The sequence below is a fragment of the Streptomyces sp. NPDC002032 genome, from assembly GCF_042890765.1.
In the GTDB taxonomy this organism is placed as follows: Bacteria; Actinomycetota; Actinomycetes; order Streptomycetales; family Streptomycetaceae; genus Streptomyces.
This window is the reverse complement of record NZ_JBIASM010000004.1, coordinates 475,696-493,407: the sequence shown is the minus strand read 5'-3', so window position 1 is coordinate 493,407 and position 17,712 is coordinate 475,696. Positions and strand designations below refer to the sequence as shown.

General features: G+C 73.8%; 16 protein-coding genes. 11 read left to right on the top strand and 5 right to left on the bottom strand.

The genetic code is table 11. The annotated features are described in order from the left end of the window. Positions 1 to 661 precede the first annotated feature (661 nt). From ACFYYT_RS13865 to ACFYYT_RS13855, 3 genes are read left to right on the top strand one after another with little or no spacing between them, the layout of a single operon-like run. The gene (locus ACFYYT_RS13865; RefSeq protein WP_351827279.1) at positions 662 to 1,510 is read left to right on the top strand and encodes a sugar ABC transporter permease; all 849 of its coding nucleotides are present in this window, start codon (positions 662 to 664) and stop codon (positions 1,508 to 1,510) included. Beyond that, positions 1,507 to 2,436 (top strand): carbohydrate ABC transporter permease, encoded by a 930-nt coding sequence (locus ACFYYT_RS13860; RefSeq protein WP_351827282.1) that lies wholly within the window; start codon positions 1,507 to 1,509, stop codon positions 2,434 to 2,436. The genes ACFYYT_RS13865 and ACFYYT_RS13860 overlap by 4 nt, the downstream gene beginning before the upstream one ends. Before the next feature lie 53 nt (positions 2,437 to 2,489). After that, positions 2,490 to 3,479, top strand: coding sequence for a hydroxyacid dehydrogenase (locus tag ACFYYT_RS13855; protein ID WP_351827326.1), 990 nt, complete (start codon positions 2,490 to 2,492; stop codon positions 3,477 to 3,479). Here ACFYYT_RS13855 and ACFYYT_RS13850 read toward each other — a convergent pair. Then, the gene (locus ACFYYT_RS13850) at positions 3,467 to 4,273 is read right to left on the bottom strand and encodes a sugar phosphate isomerase/epimerase family protein (RefSeq protein WP_351827284.1); all 807 of its coding nucleotides are present in this window, start codon (positions 4,271 to 4,273) and stop codon (positions 3,467 to 3,469) included. The genes ACFYYT_RS13855 and ACFYYT_RS13850 overlap by 13 nt on opposite strands. Further along, positions 4,270 to 5,346 (bottom strand): LacI family DNA-binding transcriptional regulator, encoded by a 1,077-nt coding sequence (locus tag ACFYYT_RS13845; protein WP_351827285.1) that lies wholly within the window; start codon positions 5,344 to 5,346, stop codon positions 4,270 to 4,272. The genes ACFYYT_RS13850 and ACFYYT_RS13845 overlap by 4 nt, the downstream gene beginning before the upstream one ends. 202 nt (positions 5,347 to 5,548) lie before the next feature. Between ACFYYT_RS13845 and ACFYYT_RS13840 the strand changes: the two genes are divergently transcribed. The 8 genes from ACFYYT_RS13840 (at position 5,549) to ACFYYT_RS13805 (ending at position 14,409) form a co-directional block, all read left to right on the top strand. Continuing rightward, the gene (locus tag ACFYYT_RS13840) at positions 5,549 to 6,700 is read left to right on the top strand and encodes a Gfo/Idh/MocA family oxidoreductase (protein ID WP_351827288.1); all 1,152 of its coding nucleotides are present in this window, start codon (positions 5,549 to 5,551) and stop codon (positions 6,698 to 6,700) included. Then, positions 6,697 to 7,857, top strand: coding sequence for a dihydrodipicolinate synthase family protein (locus tag ACFYYT_RS13835; protein ID WP_351827290.1), 1,161 nt, complete (start codon positions 6,697 to 6,699; stop codon positions 7,855 to 7,857). Before ACFYYT_RS13840 ends, ACFYYT_RS13835 begins: the two co-directional genes overlap by 4 nt. Positions 7,858 to 7,862: 5 nt before the next feature. Next, positions 7,863 to 8,693 (top strand): sugar phosphate isomerase/epimerase family protein, encoded by an 831-nt coding sequence (locus tag ACFYYT_RS13830; protein WP_351827328.1) that lies wholly within the window; start codon positions 7,863 to 7,865, stop codon positions 8,691 to 8,693. Positions 8,694 to 8,747: 54 nt separating this feature from the next. After that, complete coding sequence (locus ACFYYT_RS13825) at positions 8,748 to 11,141, top strand: polysaccharide lyase 8 family protein (RefSeq protein WP_351827293.1); 2,394 nt, start codon at positions 8,748 to 8,750, stop codon at positions 11,139 to 11,141. 65 nt (positions 11,142 to 11,206) lie between these two features. Next, complete coding sequence (locus ACFYYT_RS13820; protein ID WP_351827295.1) at positions 11,207 to 12,844, top strand: N,N-dimethylformamidase beta subunit family domain-containing protein; 1,638 nt, start codon at positions 11,207 to 11,209, stop codon at positions 12,842 to 12,844. Between the two features lie 132 nt (positions 12,845 to 12,976). Continuing rightward, positions 12,977 to 13,357, top strand: coding sequence for a VOC family protein (locus ACFYYT_RS13815; protein ID WP_351827298.1), 381 nt, complete (start codon positions 12,977 to 12,979; stop codon positions 13,355 to 13,357). A gap of 153 nt (positions 13,358 to 13,510) precedes the next feature. Then, on the top strand, positions 13,511 to 13,981 hold the full coding sequence (locus tag ACFYYT_RS13810; RefSeq protein WP_351827300.1) for an SRPBCC family protein: 471 nt from the start codon (positions 13,511 to 13,513) through the stop codon (positions 13,979 to 13,981). After that, entirely contained in the window at positions 13,981 to 14,409 is a 429-nt protein-coding gene (locus ACFYYT_RS13805; RefSeq protein WP_351827303.1) for a MarR family transcriptional regulator, read from the top strand. Before ACFYYT_RS13810 ends, ACFYYT_RS13805 begins: the two co-directional genes overlap by 1 nt. Before the next feature lie 453 nt (positions 14,410 to 14,862). On the opposite strand, the gene ACFYYT_RS13800 is transcribed toward ACFYYT_RS13805, so the two are convergent. The 3 genes from ACFYYT_RS13800 to ACFYYT_RS13790 are packed head-to-tail and all read right to left on the bottom strand — an operon-like array spanning position 14,863 to position 17,683. After that, positions 14,863 to 15,657 (bottom strand): ABC transporter ATP-binding protein, encoded by a 795-nt coding sequence (locus ACFYYT_RS13800; protein ID WP_351827306.1) that lies wholly within the window; start codon positions 15,655 to 15,657, stop codon positions 14,863 to 14,865. After that, positions 15,654 to 16,697, bottom strand: coding sequence for an iron ABC transporter permease (locus ACFYYT_RS13795; RefSeq protein ID WP_351827309.1), 1,044 nt, complete (start codon positions 16,695 to 16,697; stop codon positions 15,654 to 15,656). The genes ACFYYT_RS13800 and ACFYYT_RS13795 overlap by 4 nt, the downstream gene beginning before the upstream one ends. Beyond that, the gene (locus ACFYYT_RS13790; protein ID WP_351827311.1) at positions 16,694 to 17,683 is read right to left on the bottom strand and encodes an ABC transporter substrate-binding protein; all 990 of its coding nucleotides are present in this window, start codon (positions 17,681 to 17,683) and stop codon (positions 16,694 to 16,696) included. Before ACFYYT_RS13790 ends, ACFYYT_RS13795 begins: the two co-directional genes overlap by 4 nt. Positions 17,684 to 17,712 lie beyond the last annotated feature (29 nt).

The window sequence follows — 17,712 nt, the reverse complement described above, 5'->3', positions numbered from 1 at the left end:
CCCCACCCCCGGGCCCGCCCCGGCACCGGCCTCCGAGCCCACCCTGGGCACCGGCCCAGTACCGGCCTCCGGCGCCGCCCCGACTTCCTCCGGGCCCACCCGGGGCACCGGCCCAGCACCCGCCTCCGTGCCCGCCCCAACCTCCGGCCCCGCCTCGAACACCGGCCCAGCACCAACCTCCGGCCCCGCCTCGAACACCGGCCCAGTACCGGCCTCCGGCCCCGCCCCAACTCCGGCCTCCGCCACCGGCCCGACCCCCTCACCCGACTCCGGGCCCGCCGCGGGCAACCGCGCGGATCCCATTTCCGGGCCCGCCCCGACCACCGGCCGGGCACCCACCTCCCGCCCCGTCCCGGCTTCGGCATCCGGGGCCGCCGCGCCCGACGGCGTCTTCGGGTCCGGCGCCGAAGCTGCGGCGGGCACGCGCCCCGGCGCCGGCCAGGCCGCCGGCCCCGCCCCCTCGCCGGACTCCGGAGGCGCCGCGGTGCCGTCGCCCGGACCTCGCGGGGTGGTCTCCCGGGGCGCCGGGCCCGACGGCCGGCTCCCGGGTTCCGTCGCTGCCGGTGCCCCCGGGACCGGCCGCCACCCCGCCGGTCGGGCCCGAACCGCCGCCGCCGCAGCGGCCGGTCGCCGCCCGGCCAGGGCCGCCGCCGGCTGGTTCATGGCCCCCTTCTTCCTGCTCTTCACCCTCGTCACCGTCGCCCCCATCGGCTACGCCGGCTACCTCAGCCTCTTCCACGACGAGCAGTCCGGCCTCGGTTTCGGCGGCACCCGCAGGGTCTTCCGCGGATTCGGGAACTACGCCACCGCCCTCACCGATCCCCTCTTCCTCGCCTCCTTCCGCCACATCGCCCTCTACTGCCTCCTCTACGTCCCCCTCATGGTCGGCGGCGCCCTCCTCCTCGCCCTGCTCCTCGATTCCGCCCTCGCCCGCGCCCGCCGCTTCTTCCAGATCGCCTTCTACCTGCCGCACGCCGTCCCCGGCCTGATCGCCGCCATGCTGTGGCTCTACCTCTACACACCGGGCCTCAGCCCCGTCCTCTCCGCCCTCGACACCGCCGGTCTGTCCTGGAACTTCTTCGGGCGCGACGAGGCCCTGCTCTCGGTGGTCAACATCTCGGCCTGGCAGTGGATGGGGTACAACATGATCATCTTCTTCGCGGGCCTCCAGGCCGTGCCCCGCGAAACCCTGGAAGCGGCCGCCCTGGACGGCGCCGGCGGCCTGCGCACCGCCTTCCAGGTCAAGGTGCCCGCCATCCGGCCCACCCTCGTCCTGACCATCCTGTTCACCTGCGTCGGAGCCGTACAGCTCTTCGACGCCCCGCAGCTGCTCCAGCTCCGGGCGACCGAGATGGGCGAGTCCTGGTCCCCGACCATGTACATCTTCAGCGCCGCGTTCAAGGGCCACGACTACGGGCTCGCGGCCGCGAGCGCCCTGCTCCTCGCCCTGGTCGCGGGCGCCGCGTCCTACGTCGTCACCGCCCTCGGCAACCGCTGGAGGTCCGCATGACCACCACCGCCACCCGTACTCCGTCAGGCTCCGCCGGCCCCGCCTCCGAGGCCCCCGCCAGGCCCGCTCCCACGGCAGCGGCCGCCCGCACCCGCGCCGCGCTCTCCCGCACCGCCGTCAACGCCGCACTCGTCCTCGTGGCCGCCTACACCCTGCTTCCCCTGGCCTGGCTGGTGCTCGCCGCCACCAAGAACCGCCGCGACCTCTTCGCCACCGCCCCCTACTCCCCCGGCGACTTCCGCCTCTTCGACAACCTCGCCGAGCTCTTCACCTACGGCGACGGCATCTTCGGCCGCTGGCTCGGCAACAGCCTCCTCTACACCGTCGTCGGTTCGACCGCGTCCGCCCTCATCAGCGTGGCCTGCGGATACGCCTTCCACGCGTACGAGTTCCGGCACAAGGAGGCGCTCTTCGGCGTCGTCCTCGCCGGGGTCCTCGTCCCCGCCACCGTCCTCCAGCTCCCCCTCTACCTGATGGCCTCCGCCGCCGGCGCCGTGAACACCTATGCCGCGTACCTGGTGCCCTCGCTCGTCAGCCCCTTCGGCGTCTACCTGGCCCGGGTCTTCGCCGAGGGGTACATCCCCGACGAGGTCCTCGCCGCCGCGCGGGTCGACGGTGCGGGTGAACTCCGCGTCTTCACGCACGTGTCGTTCCCCATGCTGTGGCCGGGCTTTGTGACGATCTTCCTGTTCACCTTCACGGGCATCTGGAACAACTTCTACGGCGCGCTGACCATGCTGAGCGACGAGCGGCTCTACCCCGTGAGTCTGGGCCTGTTCATGTGGAACCGCAGCGTCTACCAGCAGCCCGAGCTCTACCCGCTGGTGATCACCGGTTCGCTCGTCTCCGTCGTCCCGCTGGTGCTGGCCTTCCTCGGCCTCCAGCGCTTCTGGCGCTCGGGTCTCACCGCAGGAGCCGTCAAGTGACCCACCACCCCGCCGCCCCAACCCTCGCCTCCCGGCCGGCCACGGTGCTCGCCATGAGCGCCGGTACCCGGGACGCCGTCCTCAGCCCCCGGATCCTGCCCGAGCTGCTACGGGTCGCCGACGTGGACCCCGGTCTGCTGCTCACCACCTTCGACGAACGGGACAGCGTGGAGCTCGGAGGCGTGCTGGCCCGCGCCGAGGTGCTGTTCACCGGCTGGGGCTGCCCGCCGCTGGACGAGGACGCGCTGCGCCGCATGCCCCGGCTGCGCGCCGTCGTCCACGCAGCCGGCAGCGTCAAGCACCATGTGACGGAAGCCTGCTGGAAGCGTGGCCTGCTGGTCTCCAGCGCGGCCGCCGCGAACGCGCTGCCGGTCGCCGAGTACACGCTCGCCGCGATCCTGTTCGCCAACAAGCGGGTGCTGGAGGCCGCGCACGCCTACCGCGTCGCGCGCGGGCCGGTCGACCCGCTGCACCGCTATCCGCGGGCCGGCAACTACCGGAAGACCGTCGGCCTGGTCGGAGCCTCCCTGATCGGGCGGCGGGTACTGGAACTGCTGCGCCCCTTCGACCTGCGCGTCCTCGTCAACGACCCGTACGCCGACCCCGCCGAGGTCATGGCCCTCGGCGGAGAGCCGTGCTCCCTCGACGAACTGCTGCGCCGCAGTGACGTGGTGAGCCTGCACGCCCCGTTGCTCCCCCAGACCCACCACCTGCTCGACGCGTCCCGGCTGGGCCTGATGCCCGACGGAGCCACGCTGATCAACACGGCACGCGGCTCGCTCGTCGACACGGCCGCCCTGACCGAGGAACTGGTCGCCGGACGTCTGCACGCCGTGCTCGACCACACCGAGCCCGAGGTGCTGCCCGCCGCCTCACCGCTGTTCAACCTGCCGAACGTCCTGCTCACCCCCCATGTGGCGGGCTCCCTGGGCGGTGAGCTGGACCGTCTGGCGGCGACCGCCGTGGAGGAACTCGAGCGGTACGCGCGGGGCTTGGGCTTCCGCCACGCCGTGGACAAGGGCCGCCTCGCCTACTCCGCCTGACGGCCACCCCCCGCCGACCGCTCCAGCGACTCCAGGTGCTCCCGGCCCCGCGCGAGCTGTCCCGCCAGCTCGGCGGCCTCCGGGTACCAGCGCTTCTCGTACTCCCAGCACAGCCATCCCCCCGGCGGAGCCTGGGCCATCGCCCCGGCGAGCGGCAGTACCCCGTCGCCCAGCCCGAGCGGGGTGAGGTCCCGCGCCGACGCCACATCCTTCACCTGGAGGTATCCGAGGTGCTCACCGAGCAACCGTCTCGACTCGTCGGGTGGTTCGCCTCCCAGCCAGGTGTGCAGTACGTCCCACAGCGCACCCGCCCCGGGGTGCCCGACCGCGTCCAGCACCCGGCCGGCTGCTCTCCCGGTCCGGTGCGAGTCATGGGTTTCGAGCAGGATCCGCACTCCGTGCCGGCTGGCGAGCGGCGCCGACTCGCGCAGCCGTCGGACGGCATGGGCGTCGGCCTCGGGGGCGGCCAGCTCACCGCCCCCGGGGAAGACCCGTACGTAGGGGGCTTCGAGATCGGCGGCGAGCCGGACCAGGGCCCGCAGCTCCTCCAGGACCGGGCTGTCCTCGCCGGGCGCCGCCACCCGCGCGTAGCCCGCCACCGCGAGGACGCTCACCCCGGCGCCGATGACCTCCCTCAGTGCGGCCGCCCGGTCCCCGCGCGGACTCCCGGGATGCAGTGGCTCCTCGGGATGCGCCCGCAGTTCGAGGCCGTCGTACCCGTGCTCGGCGGCCAGGGCCGCACTGCGGGCGAGGGTCGCACCCGGCAGGCCGAGTGTGGAGAAGGCGTACTTCACGATGTCCTCCTTCCGGTTGGGGGCGGGGCGGTGGAGCCGCGCACCATGAGTTCGGTGGGGAGGGTGGTGATGCCGCCCGGGGGCAGGGACCGCCGGCCGGTCACCAGCTGCGCCGCGAGCACCCCCGCTTCGCGCAGCGGCACCCGTACGGTGGTCAGCGCGGGGCCGGTGTCCACGGCGAACGGCAGGTCGTCGAATCCGGCGACGGAGACGTCCCCGGGAATCCGCAGACCCGCTTCGCGCAGGGCGGCGACGACGCCGGTGGCCACGGTGTCGTTGGCCGCCGCCACGGCCGTGAAGGGTCTTCCCCGGCGCAGCAGTTCGCGGGTGGCGTCATAACCGGCGGCGCGCTCGAATCCGGCATGGACGGTGAGCGCGGCGCAGGCGTCGAAGACCTCGGGGTCGTGGCGGCGCAGGGCCGCCCGGTGGCCGGCGAGCCGTTCCCGGGTGGTGCTCAGTCCGGGCGGGCCGGCCAGGTAGGCGATGTGGCGGTGTCCGAGTGTCAGGAGGTGTTCGGCGAGGCGGAAGGCCCCTCCGTGGTCGTCGAACACGACGGTGGCGACCGGTGGTCCGGGGCGCACGGGCAGCGGGGGGCGCCCGCACAGGACCACGGGGGCTCCGGTAGCCGCTATGCGGGCGATCCGGGCGGCGAGCGCGCTGGTGTGGTCCGGTTCCTCCACGGCGCCGCCGGTCAGGACGACGCCGCCGGCCCGCTGGCCTTCCAGCAGTCCGAGGTAGGCGAGCTCGGCGGCCGGAGCTCCCCCGGTGTTGCAGACCACGGCCAGCCTGCGCGCATCGGCGGGGCCGGTGGGGTCGAGCGCGCTCTGCAGGGAGCCGGCGAGGATGCCGAAGAAGCTGTCGGCGACATCGTGGACCAGGACTCCGACGAGGTCGGAGGTGGCGGCGGCCAGTGCGCGGGCGGGGCCGTTGGCGATGTAGCCGAGTTCCTCGACGGCACGTTCCACGCGGGTGCGGGTGCCGCCCGCGACCGGGTATCCGCCGTTGAGTACGCGCGAGACCGTGGCCGGCGACACTCCCGCGTGCACCGCTACCTCGGCCAGGGTGACTGCCATCTCGAACCCCCTCCTTCCGGGCCTTGTTGTCGGTCCCGGTCGTCGTGTCATCCGTGTGTGGAGCTCCAGTGTGCCCGATTCAGAAAGCGCTTTCTATCGCTCGAACGGGTGTTGTGCGGGCGTGACTTGCAGCCCTAATCTGATGGACAGAAAGCGCTTTCTATCGTGAGGAAAACCCAGCCGGACGAAGGACGTGGACACCATGGAACGCAGGACGATCAAGATCGCGATGAACGGCGTGACCGGGCGGATGGGATACCGCCAGCATCTGGTCCGCTCCCTGCTGGCCCTGCGCGAACAGGGCGGCCTGGACCTCGGCGACGGGACGCTGCTGTGGCCGGAGCCGGTGCTGGTCGGACGCCGGGAGGGCGCCCTGCGCGCCATCGCCGAGCGGCACGGCCTGGAACACTTCAGCACCGACCTGGCCGCCGTACTGGCGGACCCCGAGGTGGAGATCTACTTCGACGCCCAGGTGACCTCCGCCCGCGAGGATGCGGTCCGCCGGGCCCTGACGGCCGGTAAGCACGTGTACTGCGAGAAACCCACGGCCCTTACCTTCGAGTCCGCACGGGAGCTGGCCCGGCTGGCGGCCGCGGCCGGGGTCAAACACGGAGTGGTGCAGGACAAGCTGTTCCTGCCCGGCCTGCTCAAGCTGAGGCGGCTGGTCGAGGGCGGATTCTTCGGCGAGATCCTCTCCGTGCGGGGGGAGTTCGGCTACTGGGTCTTCGAGGGCGACTGGCAGCCGGCCCAACGCCCCTCCTGGAACTACCGGCAGCAGGAAGGAGGAGGCATCGTCGCCGACATGTTCCCGCACTGGGAGTACCTGCTGCACGAACTCTTCGGCCGGGTCAGCACCGTGCAGGCCCTCACCCGGACGCACATCGGCCGCCGCTGGGACGAGGAGGGCAAACCCTACGAGGCCACCGCGGAAGACGCGGCCTACGGGATCTTCGAGCTGGAGGGCGGGGCGGTCGCCCAGATCAACTCCTCCTGGACCGTGCGGGTGCACCGTGACGAGCTGGTGGAGTTCCAGGTGGACGGAACGCACGGTTCGGCGGTGGCGGGCCTGCGCGGTTGCCGGATCCAGCACCGCGCGACGACTCCGAAACCCGTGTGGAACCCGGATCTGGCACAGACCGAGCCGTTCCGGGCCCAGTGGCAGGAGGTGCCGGACAACGACCCCGCCGACAACGGCTTCAAGGCCCAGTGGGAGCTCTTCCTGCGCCACGTCGTGCGGGACGAACCCTGGCGGTGGGATCTGCTGGCGGGAGCACGGGGAGTACAGCTGGCGGGGCTCGGACTGCGGTCCGCGGCCGAGGGGCGAAGGCTCCCGGTGCCGGAGGTGACGCTGTGAACGGCATCCGGCTCCCCTCGGCGGACGGCGGGTTGCGCCTGTACCGGCCGTCGACCGATCCGCTGGGACCGTTCACCTGCGCCCCGGCCCGCAGCCGTACCTTCTACTCGGCCGCCCATGTGGCCGCCGCACCGCCCTCGGCTTCCGGCGCGGGCGGTCCGGTGGTCGACTGGGAGGCGACCCTGGCCTTCCGGCACCGCCTGTGGGGACTGGGGCTCGGGGTCGCCGAGGCCATGGACACCGCCCAGCGGGGCATGGGCCTGGACTGGCCCGGGGCGATGGAGCTGATCCGGCGCTCGGCGGCCGAAGCGCGGGCGGTGGGCGGCCGGATCGTCTGCGGTGCGGGCACCGACCAACTGCCCGCGGGCCGCGCGCACTCCCTCGCGGAGGTCACCGCCGCGTACGAGGAGCAGCTCGCGTTCGTCGAGTCCTGCGGGGCGGGGGCCGTCCTGATGGCCTCCCGCGCCCTGGTGGCGGCGGCCCGCGCGCCCGAGGACTACCTGGAGGTGTACGGCGGGCTCCTGCGGCAGAGTGCGCGGCCGGTCGTGCTGCACTGGCTGGGGCCGATGTTCGATCCCGAGCTCGCCGGGTACTGGGGCCACGACGATCTCGACAATGCCACCGACCTCGTGCTGAAGCTGATCGCCGAGCATCCGGCGAAGGTGGACGGCATCAAGATCTCGCTGTTGGACGCGGACCGGGAGACCGAGCTGAGACGGCGGCTGCCGGCGGGGGTCCGCTGCTACACGGGGGACGACCACCACTATCCGCAGCTGATCGCCGGGGACGGGGAGCTGGCCAGCGATGCCCTGCTGGGCGTCTTCGATCCGATCGCGTCGCTCGCCGCGCGTGCGGCGCGCGCCCTCGACCTCGGGGATACCGCCGGGTTCCGGGAACTGCTCGATCCCACGGTGGCGCTGGCCCGGCATCTGTTCGCCCCGCCGACGCGGAACTACAAGACGGGAATCGTCCTGCTGGCCTGGCTGGCGGGGTACCAGGAGCACTTCACCCTGCTGGGCGGCCTGGAGTCGGCCCGCTCGCTCCCCCACCTGGCGACCGCGTACGAACGGGCCGATCTGCTGGGTCTGTTCCCCGATCCGGAGCTCGCGGCCGGCCGGATGCGCGGGCTCCTCGCGGCGCAGGGAGCGCCCTCGTGAGCGGGGTGGCGGCGCCGGCGCGGCTGAGCCTCAATCAGGAGACGGTCCGGCAGTGGTCGGTGCCCGAGCTGGTGGCCGGGTGTGCGGAGGCCGGGGTGGGCGCGGTGGGCCTGTGGCGGGATCCCGTACGCCGGTTCGGGGTGCGGGAGACGGCGAAGCTGGTCGCGGAGGCCGGGCTGCGCGTCAGCTCCCTGTGCCGCGGCGGGTTCTTCACGGCTGCCGACGCATCCGGGCGGGCGGCCGCCGTCGAGGACAACCGGCGCGCCGTCGAGGAGGCGGCCGCACTCGGGGCGGACGCCCTGGTCCTGGTCTCGGGCGGCCTCGCGCCGGGCGAGCGCGATCTCGTCGAGGCACGGCGCAGGGTCGTCGGCGTGCTGGGCGAGCTGGCTCCCTGGGCGGCGGAGCACGGGGTGCGGCTGGGGATCGAGCCGCTGCATCCGATGTTCGCGGCGGACCGCTGCGTGGTCTCCACCCTGGGGCAGGCCCTGGAGATGGCCGAGCAGTTCCCCGCACACCAGGTGGGCGTGGTGGCCGACTCTTACCACCTGTGGTGGGACGAGCGGCTGGAGGCGGATCTGCGGCGGGCGGGCGAGGGCGGCCGGATCGTCTCCGTACAGGTAGCCGACTGGGTCACCCCCCTCCCCGAGGGCGTGCTGCTGGGGCGGGGGCAGCTGGGTGACGGCTGCGTCGGCCTGCGGGCCTTTCGCGAGATGGCCGACGCGGCGGGCTACCGGGGGCCGGTGGAGGTGGAGATCTTCGCTCCGGCGCTGTGGGCCCGGGACGGCCGGGAGGTCCTCCGGGAGGTGATCGACCGCTACCGCGAGCACGTCGAGTGAGGGAATGGACGACCGGCCGACGGGGTCGGCAGGGATTCGGACAAGGAGCATGCGATGACAGAAGAGTGGAGTCGGCGCGCCTTCCTCTCCACCGCGGCCGGAGGCGCCCTGCTGCTGGGCACGCCCGCGGGCCGGGCGGCGGCCGGGACCGCGGAGGGCGAGTACGCGGCCCTGCGCGCCGTCTGGCGGGGTCTGGTCCTCGGCAGCGGGTTCTCCGCCGGCGTCGAACCGTTCCGTTCGCGGCTGGCCGAGCTCGGCGAGCGGACCCGGGGCTGGATCTCGGCGATGGCCCCGGCGTCCGGTTCGCTCTGGCCCGACCTGGGCTTCGCGACGGACCCCGAGATGCTGATGCAGAGCTACTACCGGCTCAGGACGATGACGGAGGCCTACGTTCGGCCGGGCACCGGAATCACCGGCGACGGCGCCCTGCTGTCAGCGCTGCTGAAGGGCCTCGACCATCTCCACGGGCAGGCGTACCACGCGGGCCAGGTCCGGTACGGGAACTGGTTCTGCTGGCAGATCGGCGCACCCCAGGCCCTGCTGGACGTGTGCGTCCTGCTGGACGAGGAGGTACCGGCGGCGCGTCTCGCCGAGTACTGCGCCGCCGTGGACCACTTCGTGCCGGACTCCGCGGTGGCGACGTACGGCGGGACCAGTACGGGGGCGAACCGCGTCGACCTGTGCCGGGTGCTGGCGCTGCGCGGGGTGGCCGGCGCGGATCCCGCGAAGCTGGCCCTGGCGCGGGACGCGCTCGCGCCGGTGTTCCCGTACGTGACCTCCGGGGACGGGCTCTACCGTGACGGGTCGTTCGTCCAGCACGGCTGGGTGCCGTACACCGGGACCTACGGTGCGGTGCTGCTGGGCGGTCTGGGCCTGTTGTTCGCCCTGCTCGACGGAACCGTGTGGCAGGTCACGGACCCCGGGGCACAGATCGTCTTCGACGCGGTGGAGCGGGCCTGGGCGCCCTTCCTGTTCAACGGACTGGTGATGGACTGCGTGTCCGGGCGGGCGGTCAGCCGGGGCATCGCCGTCTCGGACGCGCTCGGGGTGCAGCAGGACGACCACACCCGGGGGCATGCCGTACTGGCCGCCGTCCTGCTGCTCGCCGAAGGGGCCGCCCCGGCGCAGCGGGCGCGCTGGCGCGGACTGGTGAAGGGATGGTCGGCGCGGGACTACTACGGCCGCCCCCTCGCCGACCGGAGCCTCGGCCTGGCTTCGCTGGCCCGGCTGGCGGCGCTGGACGCCGACACGTCGGTCGCGGCGCTGCCCGAGCCCGTCGGGCACCGGCTGTTCCCCTCGATGGACCGGGCCGTGCACCGCAGACCGGGATGGGCGGCCTCGCTCTCGCTGGCGTCGCGGCGCATCGCCCACTACGAGACGGGCAACGGCGAGAACCTGCGCGGCTGGCACACCGGGAGCGGGATGCTCTCCTGGTGGGGGGCCTCGTACGGAAACGGTCAGTACGCGGACGCGTTCTGGCCCACGGTCGACCCGTACCGGCTGCCCGGCACGACCGTGGTGCGCAAGGCGCTGGCCGACGGAGCGGGCGGCGACTGGGGGGCCGCCCGGCCCGACGCCGCCTGGGTGGGCGGGAGCACGGACGGGGAGTTCGCGTCGGTGGGCCAGCACCTGCGGGCTCTGGGCAGCACGCTCCAGGCCCGGAAGTCCTGGTTCTTCCTCGCCGACACGATGGTCTGTCTGGGTGCCGGGATCCGCGCCTCGGACGGCGCGGTGGTCGAGTCGGTCGTCGACAACCGCAATCTGGGGGTTTCCGGCACACATGCCCTGACCGTGAACGCCGCCGTGCAGCCGTCGGCGCCGGGCTGGTCCGGGGTGTTCCCGGCGCCCGGCTGGGCCCATCTGGCGGGGTTCGGGGGCTACGTCCTGCACGGGCCGGGCACGGTCAGGGCCCTGCGTCAGGAGCGCACCGGCCGGTGGAGCGAGGTGAACCGGAGCAGCTCCACGGCCGCCCTGACGCGGCGGTACCTCACCCTCTGGTACGACCACGGCACGGACCCGGCGGGCGCCGGATACGCGTACCAGATACTCCCGGGGGCCAGTGCGGCGCAGACGGCGGCGCGGGCGGCCACACCGGGGTGGCTGTCCGTCCTCGCCAACGGGGAAGCGGCCCAGGGGGTGTCGGCCGCCTCCCTCGGATTCACCGGCGTCAACTTCTGGCAGTCCGGGTCGGCGGGGCCGCTGGAGGTGAGCGCCCCGTGCTCGGTCACGGTGCGGGAGAGGTCCGACGGCACCGCGACGCTGTCCGTGGCGGATCCGCCCCGGGCGGCGGCGGCGCTGACCGTGACCTGGAACCGGCCCGTCGCGGCGGTCCTGTCGCGCCCGGCGAGCCTGATCGCGGTGGCCACCGGGACGCGGCTGCGGCTGGAGTTCGGTGACCTGACGGGTACGGCCGGGGCGGGCCAGGAAGTGGTGGTGCGGCTCGGGTGATCCGGGGGGCGGAACGGCTTCGGGGCGGATCGAGGTGGGGGGTGAGCATGACATAGCGTGCCCGCATGGATCAGGAGCACATAGCCGGCGGGGCCGAGGGTGCGGGCGACGGCGCCGGCGCGGGCAGGCGGCGTTTCCTCGCCGTCGCGACGGGCGCGGCCACCGTCGCCGGGCTCGGTGCCGTCGCGGGCTGCGGGACGGGCGGCGGGGGCGGCGGCGCGGCGGAGGGGTCCGGCGCCGGGGAGGGGCGCGGGCCCGGTGGTGGCCCGTCGGCGTCGGCGAGGGCCGGTTTCGACGTCACTGCGGAGAACGCCCGGCCAGGGAACGCCGACTGGCACGTGACGAAGGCCGGTCCGGCCCGCGCCATCGAGGGGTTCGCGGACCGGGTGAGCGTCCTGCCGGGCGAGTCCTTCGGCCTGCACGTGTCGACCACCGCACCGCGGTTCACCGTCTCCGCCTACCGGATGGGCTGGTACGGCGGGGCGCGGGCCCGGCTGGTCTGGCGTTCGGAGTCGCTGCCGGGGGCGCGCCAGCCCGAGCACACCGTGGACTCCGCGACCAGGATGGTCCGTACGCGGTGGCCGCGTACCGCCTCCGTCGACACCAGGGGCTGGCCGGAGGGGTGCTACCTGCTGCGGCTCGACGCCCAGGGCGGCGAGGGCCAGCGGTTCGTCCCCCTCACCGTCCGCTCGGCGGTGACGGCCGGACGTACGGTGGCGGTCAACGCGGTGGCGACCTGGCAGGCGTACAACCGGTGGGGCGGGTACGGAAGTTACGACGGCCCGGGCGGCGGCTACGCGTCGCGCTCGCTCACCGTCTCCTTCGACCGGCCGTACGAATACGACGACGGGGCGGGCCTCTTCCTCGTGTACGAGGCCCCGCTGATCGCGCTGGCCGAGCGGCTCGGGATCCCCCTGGCGTACGCGACGACCACGGACGTGGGGCGGGAGAAGCGGCTGCTGGAGGGGGCGACGGCGGTGCTCTCGCTCGGCCACGACGAGTACTGGTCGCCCGAGCAGCGCGCCCACGTCACGGCGGCCCGGGACGCGGGCACCAACATCGCGGTCCTGGGGGCCAACTGCTGCTTCCGCCGGATCCGGCTGGAGGCCTCGGACCTCGGGCCGGACCGCACGGTGGTCTGCTACAAGTCCTCGTACGCCCAGGACCCCGGCTTCAAGCGGGGCCACCCGGCCACGGTGGACTTCCGCTCGGCGCCCGCCGCCGACCCGGAGAGCTCCCTGCTGGGCGTGATCTACGACGGGTACCCGGTGGACGCCCCGTACGTGGTGACGAACCCGGGGCACTGGCTGTTCGAGGGGACGGCCGCGAAGGCCGGCGACGGTTTCGCGCACCTGGTCGGGGTGGAGTACGACAAGGTCGACACCGGCTTCCCGACGCCCCGCCCGATCGAGATACTGGCCCACTCCCCCGTGGTGTGCGAGGGGCGGCCCAGCCACCAGGACACGGCGTACTACACCGTGCCGAGCGGGGCGGGGGTGTTCGCGACCGGCACGATGCGCTGGGTCGAGGCCCTCGACGCGTCCGGCGACGGGCAGGGCGGCGCCCGCCACGGCCTGGACGCGCGTTCCGGGGCGCTGACCAGGCGTGTGACGGAGAACCTGCTGCGGGTCTTCGCGGCGGGGCCGGCGGGGCGGGCGCATCCGGCCCGGGACAACGTCGAGGAGGTGTACGGCGGCGCATGACGGCCGGGCGGCGATATCGGTGGACTTCCCCCGGACCGGCTGTTTAGGATCACGACCGCGGCATCGCGTGTCGGTCACCGGCTGGGTGAGGCATGGAGGTGTCCGTGACGTGCCTTGCGGAGGCATTCACTCATGTCAGTACAGCTGAACCACACCATCGTCTTCTGCCGTGACAACCGGAAGTCCGCGGCCTTCCTCGCAGACATCCTCGGTCTCGAAGTCGGCCCCGCATGGGGTCCGTTCGTCCCGGTGTCCACCGCCAACGGGGTCACCCTGGACTTCGCCGCCCTCCCGGAGGGGGCCATCGCCGCGCAGCACTACGCGTTCCTCGTCTCGGAGGCCGAGTTCGACAGCGCCTTCGAGAAGATCCGTTCGGCGGGCATCCCGTACTTCGCCGACCCGCACGGCAAGCGGCCGGGCGAGATCAACCACAACGACGGCGGCCGCGGGGTGTACTTCCCGGACCCGGACGGGCACGGGATGGAGATCATCACCCGCCCGTACGGCGGCTAGCGAAACTCCCCACCGAGGGGCCCGTGGCGCGCGGCGCCGCGGGCCCCTCCGCGCGTTCCCGCCGGGGCATCCCGACCACCCCTGGACAGATAGTCTGCGCACAGATAGTCTGTGGACAGAAGATCTGACCGGCCGCCCGAGGGAGCCCGCACCATGTGGACGTACGAGCACAGCGTCGAGACCACCGCCACCCCCGCTGCGGTCTGGCGGCTCTGGGCCGAAGTAGAGCGCTGGGCCGACTGGAACGACGGGGTCGAGAAGATCGAGATCGACGGGCCGTTCGCCGCGGGCACCCGCATCACGATGACCCCGCCCGGCGAAGACCCCATCCCGCTGGTCATCGCCGAGGCCGTGGAGAACGAACTCTTCGTCGACGAAGCCCAGTTCGGCGGCCTCGTGCTGCGGACCCTGCACCGCCTCGACTCGGCCGGGCCGGGCCGGATCCGTGTGACCTACCGGATGGAGATCACCGGAACGGGCGCGGACGAGGCCGGCCCCGAGATCGGACCGGGCATCACCGCCGACTGGCCGCAGACCATGGCCGCACTGGTCGCCCTCGCGGAGCCGGCCGGGCCGGACGCCTCCGACCCCTCCGACCCCTCGGGCGAACCGGCGGCCCGCTGATGGCGCTGCGCCCGGCCGACAGCCCCGGGTTCCTGCTGTGGCACGCGACGCTGCGCTGGCAGCGCGACATGGCCGCGACGCTGGCACCGCTCGGCCTCACGCACGTGCAGTTCGTGCTGCTCGCCTGCGCCTGGTGGCTCAACTCCCAGGGCGAACAGCCCAACCAGCTGACCCTCGCCCGTCAGGCCGGCACCGACGTGAAGATGACCTCGCAGGTACTCCGGGCGCTGGAGCAGAAGGGGCTCGTCGCGCGCGAGGTCGACCCGGCCGACACCCGGGCCAAGCGGCTGCGGGTCACCGAGGCGGGCGCCGAGCTGGCGCCCCGGGCCATCGCGGCCGTCGAACGGGCCGACGCGGCGTTCTTCGACGCGGTCCCCCTCGACCAGGCACTCCCCCTGCTCCGCCGCCTGGCCCGGCCGGACCACTGACCCACCGCCGCGCGGGACGGCACACCCAGGGCGCCGCAGCCGGCCCTTGACGGCCTGCGCCACCGCCAGGCACCGGTCCCGACCGGCCCGCCCGACGATCCGCAGCCCGTCGGCCGGGCCGGTCGGGACCGCCGGCGCGGGCACGCCGACGACGCTGGTCACCGCACGCAGGCGCATGGCCGGGGCGACCCGGTCCCGGGGCTCCGGCCCCGGTTCGACCGGCGGTCCGGTGAAAGCGGGACCGAGCACCGGCGGGTGCCCGTCGAGGAATTCGGCCCGGGAGCGGCGGCTGTCCAGCCACGCCCCCCTCAGCTTCACGAGCTCCCCGAGCGCCGGGCTAAATCGGTGGCGGTGGTCCGGCCGTACACCTCGCCGACGAGCTTCTCGTTCGCCAGTCGTAGGTCCGTTGCCGGGGCTGAGCGGTGGCGTGCCCGTGGCGCCGGGAGCGCGGGCTCAGGGCAGGTAGACGATGCTGGGGGCGCCCGTGGTCGGGTGGACGCCGATACGCGTGCGGACTCCGTAGACCGCGGCCAGCATCTCCTCCGTCAGCACCTCGCCCGGCGGGCCCGACGCCGCGACGCGGCCGGCCTCCAGCACGTACAGCCGGTCGCAGAACGACGCCGCGAGGTTGAGGTCGTGCAGGACCAGCAGGGCGGTCGCGGGGAGCCCGCGCACCAGCCCCAGGACCTCCAGCTGGAAGCGGATGTCGAGGTGGTTCGTGGGCTCGTCCAGGGCGAGCAGGCCCGGTTCCTGGGCGAGGGCGCGGGCGACGAGCGCGCGCTGGCGTTCGCCGCCGGAGAGCTCGTCGAAACGGCGGTCGGCGAAGGCGGCCGCGCCGACGGTCTCCAGGGCCGCGCCGACGCACAGGGCGTCCTGCGGACCGTCCTGCTCCCAGAACCTCTTGTGCGGGCTGCGGCCCATGGCGACCACCTCACGGACCGTCAGTCCGAGGGTGCCGCCCGCCTCCTGTGGGACCGCCGCCACCCGCCGGGCGCGTTCCTTGACGCCGAGCGAGGCCGCGTCGGCCCCGTCGAGCAGAACCCGGCCGCCGGAGGGCCGCAGGGTGCCGTAGACGCAGCGCAGCAGCGTGGTCTTGCCGCTGCCGTTCGGGCCGACCACCCCCACCGTCTCGCCGGGCCGGGCGGTGAGGTCGACGCCGTGCAGCAGGGTCTGCCCGTCGACCTCGTAACGCACGGCCTCCACGGCGAGTTCCACCGGCTTCCCCGGCGTTGGCGGACGCCCCGTCATGCGGAAACCCCCTCGCTCCGGCCGGACCTGCGCAGCATCCACAGGAAGAACGGCCCGCCCACCAGCGCGGTGACCACGCCGACGGGTATCTCCTCGGGCGCCGCCGCCGTCCGGGCGACCAGGTCGGCCAGGGTCAGGAACACGGCCCCGCCCAGCGCGGCGACGGGCAGCAGTGCCCGGTGGCCGGCGCCGACCACCATCCGGGCGGCGTGCGGAACCATCAGCCCGACGAAGCCGATCGCTCCGCTGTAGGCCACCAGCACCCCGATGACCAGGGAGGTGAGGACGAAGACGGCGGCCCGGAACCGGCCCGTGTCCAGCCCGAGGGTGTGCGCGCCCTCCTCGCCCGCGAGCAGCAGGTCGAGCGGCCGGGCCAGGGCGACGAGCAGGACGGTGCCGACGAGCAGCGCGGCGGCGGGCAGCGCGAGTTCGTCCCAGCGGGCGCCGCCGAGGCCGCCCAGGGTCCAGAAGAGCACGGAGCGGATCTGGTCGGGGCGCGCGGACAGCACGAGCACCAGGCTGGTCAGCGCGGACAGGACGTACTGCACGGCGACTCCGGCCAGGATCAGCCGGCCGGTGGTCATCGTGCCCCCGCGCCGGGCCATCGCGTAGACGGCGACGAGCGCGGCCAGGGAGCCGGCGAACGCGGCGAGCGGCACCCCGGCTCCGGCCGCGAACCCGGCGGCGCCCGCGCCCGCGGCCGTACCGAAGACGAGGACGAGCACGGCGCCGGCCGAGGCACCCGAGGAGGCACCGAGCAGGAAGGGGTCGGCGAGCTGGTTGCGGACCAGGGCCTGGAGCACGGCGCCCGCGACGGCGAGTCCGGCGCCGACGACCGTGCCGAGGAGCACCCGCGGCATGCGGACGTCCCACACGATGGAGGCGAAGGCCCCGCCGCGCGCCCCGGGCCCGGCGAGCACGAGGCCGAGGACCTTCCCGGGGCCGATCCGTACGGGGCCCAGCGCGAGCCCCGCCACCGACGACGCGGCGAGGAGGACGGCGAGCAGGACGAGGACGGTGGCGGTCCGGCGCCGCTTCACGCGGCGTCGGGGTGCAGTTGGCGGCCCAGGGACTCGACGGCGTCGGCGACGCGGACGCCGAGGACGGCCGAGGACAACGGCAGCACGACGAACCGCTGGTCGCGGATGGCGGGAACCTGCGCCAGCGCCGGGTCGTTCAACAGGCGCTGCTTCTTGGACTCGACGGTGGTACCGCCGTAGTCGTAGATGAGGACGACCTCGGGCGCGCGCTCGATGACCTTCTCCCACGACACGTCGCCGAAGGTGTCCTTGAGGTCGGCGAAGACGTTCGTCCCCCCGGCGAGGGAGACGATCTCATTGCCTATGCCCTCGCCTCCCGAGGTGAAGGCCGAGCCCTCGCCGGAGTCGTAGACGAAGACGGACGGCTTGGGCGCGTCCTTCACCCGTGCTGTGACGGCGTCGACGCGGCGCTGCTCGTCCGCGATGAGCGCCGCGCCGCGTTCGGGCACTCCGAAGGTCCGGGCCACCTCGGTGATCTCGGTCTTCAGCTGCGCGAGGCCGACCGGGCCCCGCGTGCAGTACTCCACGCTCAGACGGGAGTTGATGCCGGACTTCGCCAGGGCTTCGCGGTCACGGCCCTGCGCCTTGTCGAAGGCACTGGCGTAACCGCCGTACACGAAGTCGGGGCCGGCGCCGAGGAGGACCTCCTTGGAGGGGTACTCCTTGGCCAGCACCTTGATCTTGTCGTAGGCCGGCCGGTAGGCGGGCAGTACGGAGTCGTCGAGGTAGGCCGTGCCCGCGATCCGGTCCTGGAGTCCGAGGGCGAGCATGATCTCGGTGGCGTGCTGGTTCATGGTGACGGCCCGCTTCGGCGGCGCCTGGAAGGTGCTGGTGACACCGCAGTTGGTGACGGTGTACGGGTACCCGGGCGCGGGCCGGGCGTCGGCGGCGGGCCGGTCCGCCCCGGCCGGTGCGCTGCAGGCGGCGAGCGGGGTCAGGAGCGCGAGGGCGGCGAAGGAGCGCAGGGCTGCGCGGGAACGCGACATGGGAAGGCCTCTCCGGGGGATCCTCGTCC

Bases quoted from the DNA above. Each gene is read 5' to 3' on its own strand.
- ACFYYT_RS13815 (WP_351827298.1), top strand. From the start codon at position 12,977: ATGTCAGTACAGCTGAACCACACCATCGTCTTCTGCCGTGACAACCGG.
- ACFYYT_RS13800 (WP_351827306.1), bottom strand. From the start codon at position 15,657: ATGACGGGGCGTCCGCCAACGCCGGGGAAGCCGGTGGAACTCGCCGTG.
- ACFYYT_RS13810 (WP_351827300.1), top strand. From the start codon at position 13,511: ATGTGGACGTACGAGCACAGCGTCGAGACCACCGCCACCCCCGCTGCG.
- ACFYYT_RS13845 (WP_351827285.1), bottom strand. From the start codon at position 5,346: ATGGCAGTCACCCTGGCCGAGGTAGCGGTGCACGCGGGAGTGTCGCCG.
- ACFYYT_RS13820 (WP_351827295.1), top strand. From the start codon at position 11,207: ATGGATCAGGAGCACATAGCCGGCGGGGCCGAGGGTGCGGGCGACGGC.
- ACFYYT_RS13790 (WP_351827311.1), bottom strand. From the start codon at position 17,683: ATGTCGCGTTCCCGCGCAGCCCTGCGCTCCTTCGCCGCCCTCGCGCTC.
- ACFYYT_RS13825 (WP_351827293.1), top strand. From the start codon at position 8,748: ATGACAGAAGAGTGGAGTCGGCGCGCCTTCCTCTCCACCGCGGCCGGA.
- ACFYYT_RS13855 (WP_351827326.1), top strand. From the start codon at position 2,490: ATGAGCGCCGGTACCCGGGACGCCGTCCTCAGCCCCCGGATCCTGCCC.
- ACFYYT_RS13805 (WP_351827303.1), top strand. From the start codon at position 13,981: ATGGCGCTGCGCCCGGCCGACAGCCCCGGGTTCCTGCTGTGGCACGCG.
- ACFYYT_RS13865 (WP_351827279.1), top strand. From the start codon at position 662: ATGGCCCCCTTCTTCCTGCTCTTCACCCTCGTCACCGTCGCCCCCATC.
- ACFYYT_RS13840 (WP_351827288.1), top strand. From the start codon at position 5,549: ATGGAACGCAGGACGATCAAGATCGCGATGAACGGCGTGACCGGGCGG.
- ACFYYT_RS13860 (WP_351827282.1), top strand. From the start codon at position 1,507: ATGACCACCACCGCCACCCGTACTCCGTCAGGCTCCGCCGGCCCCGCC.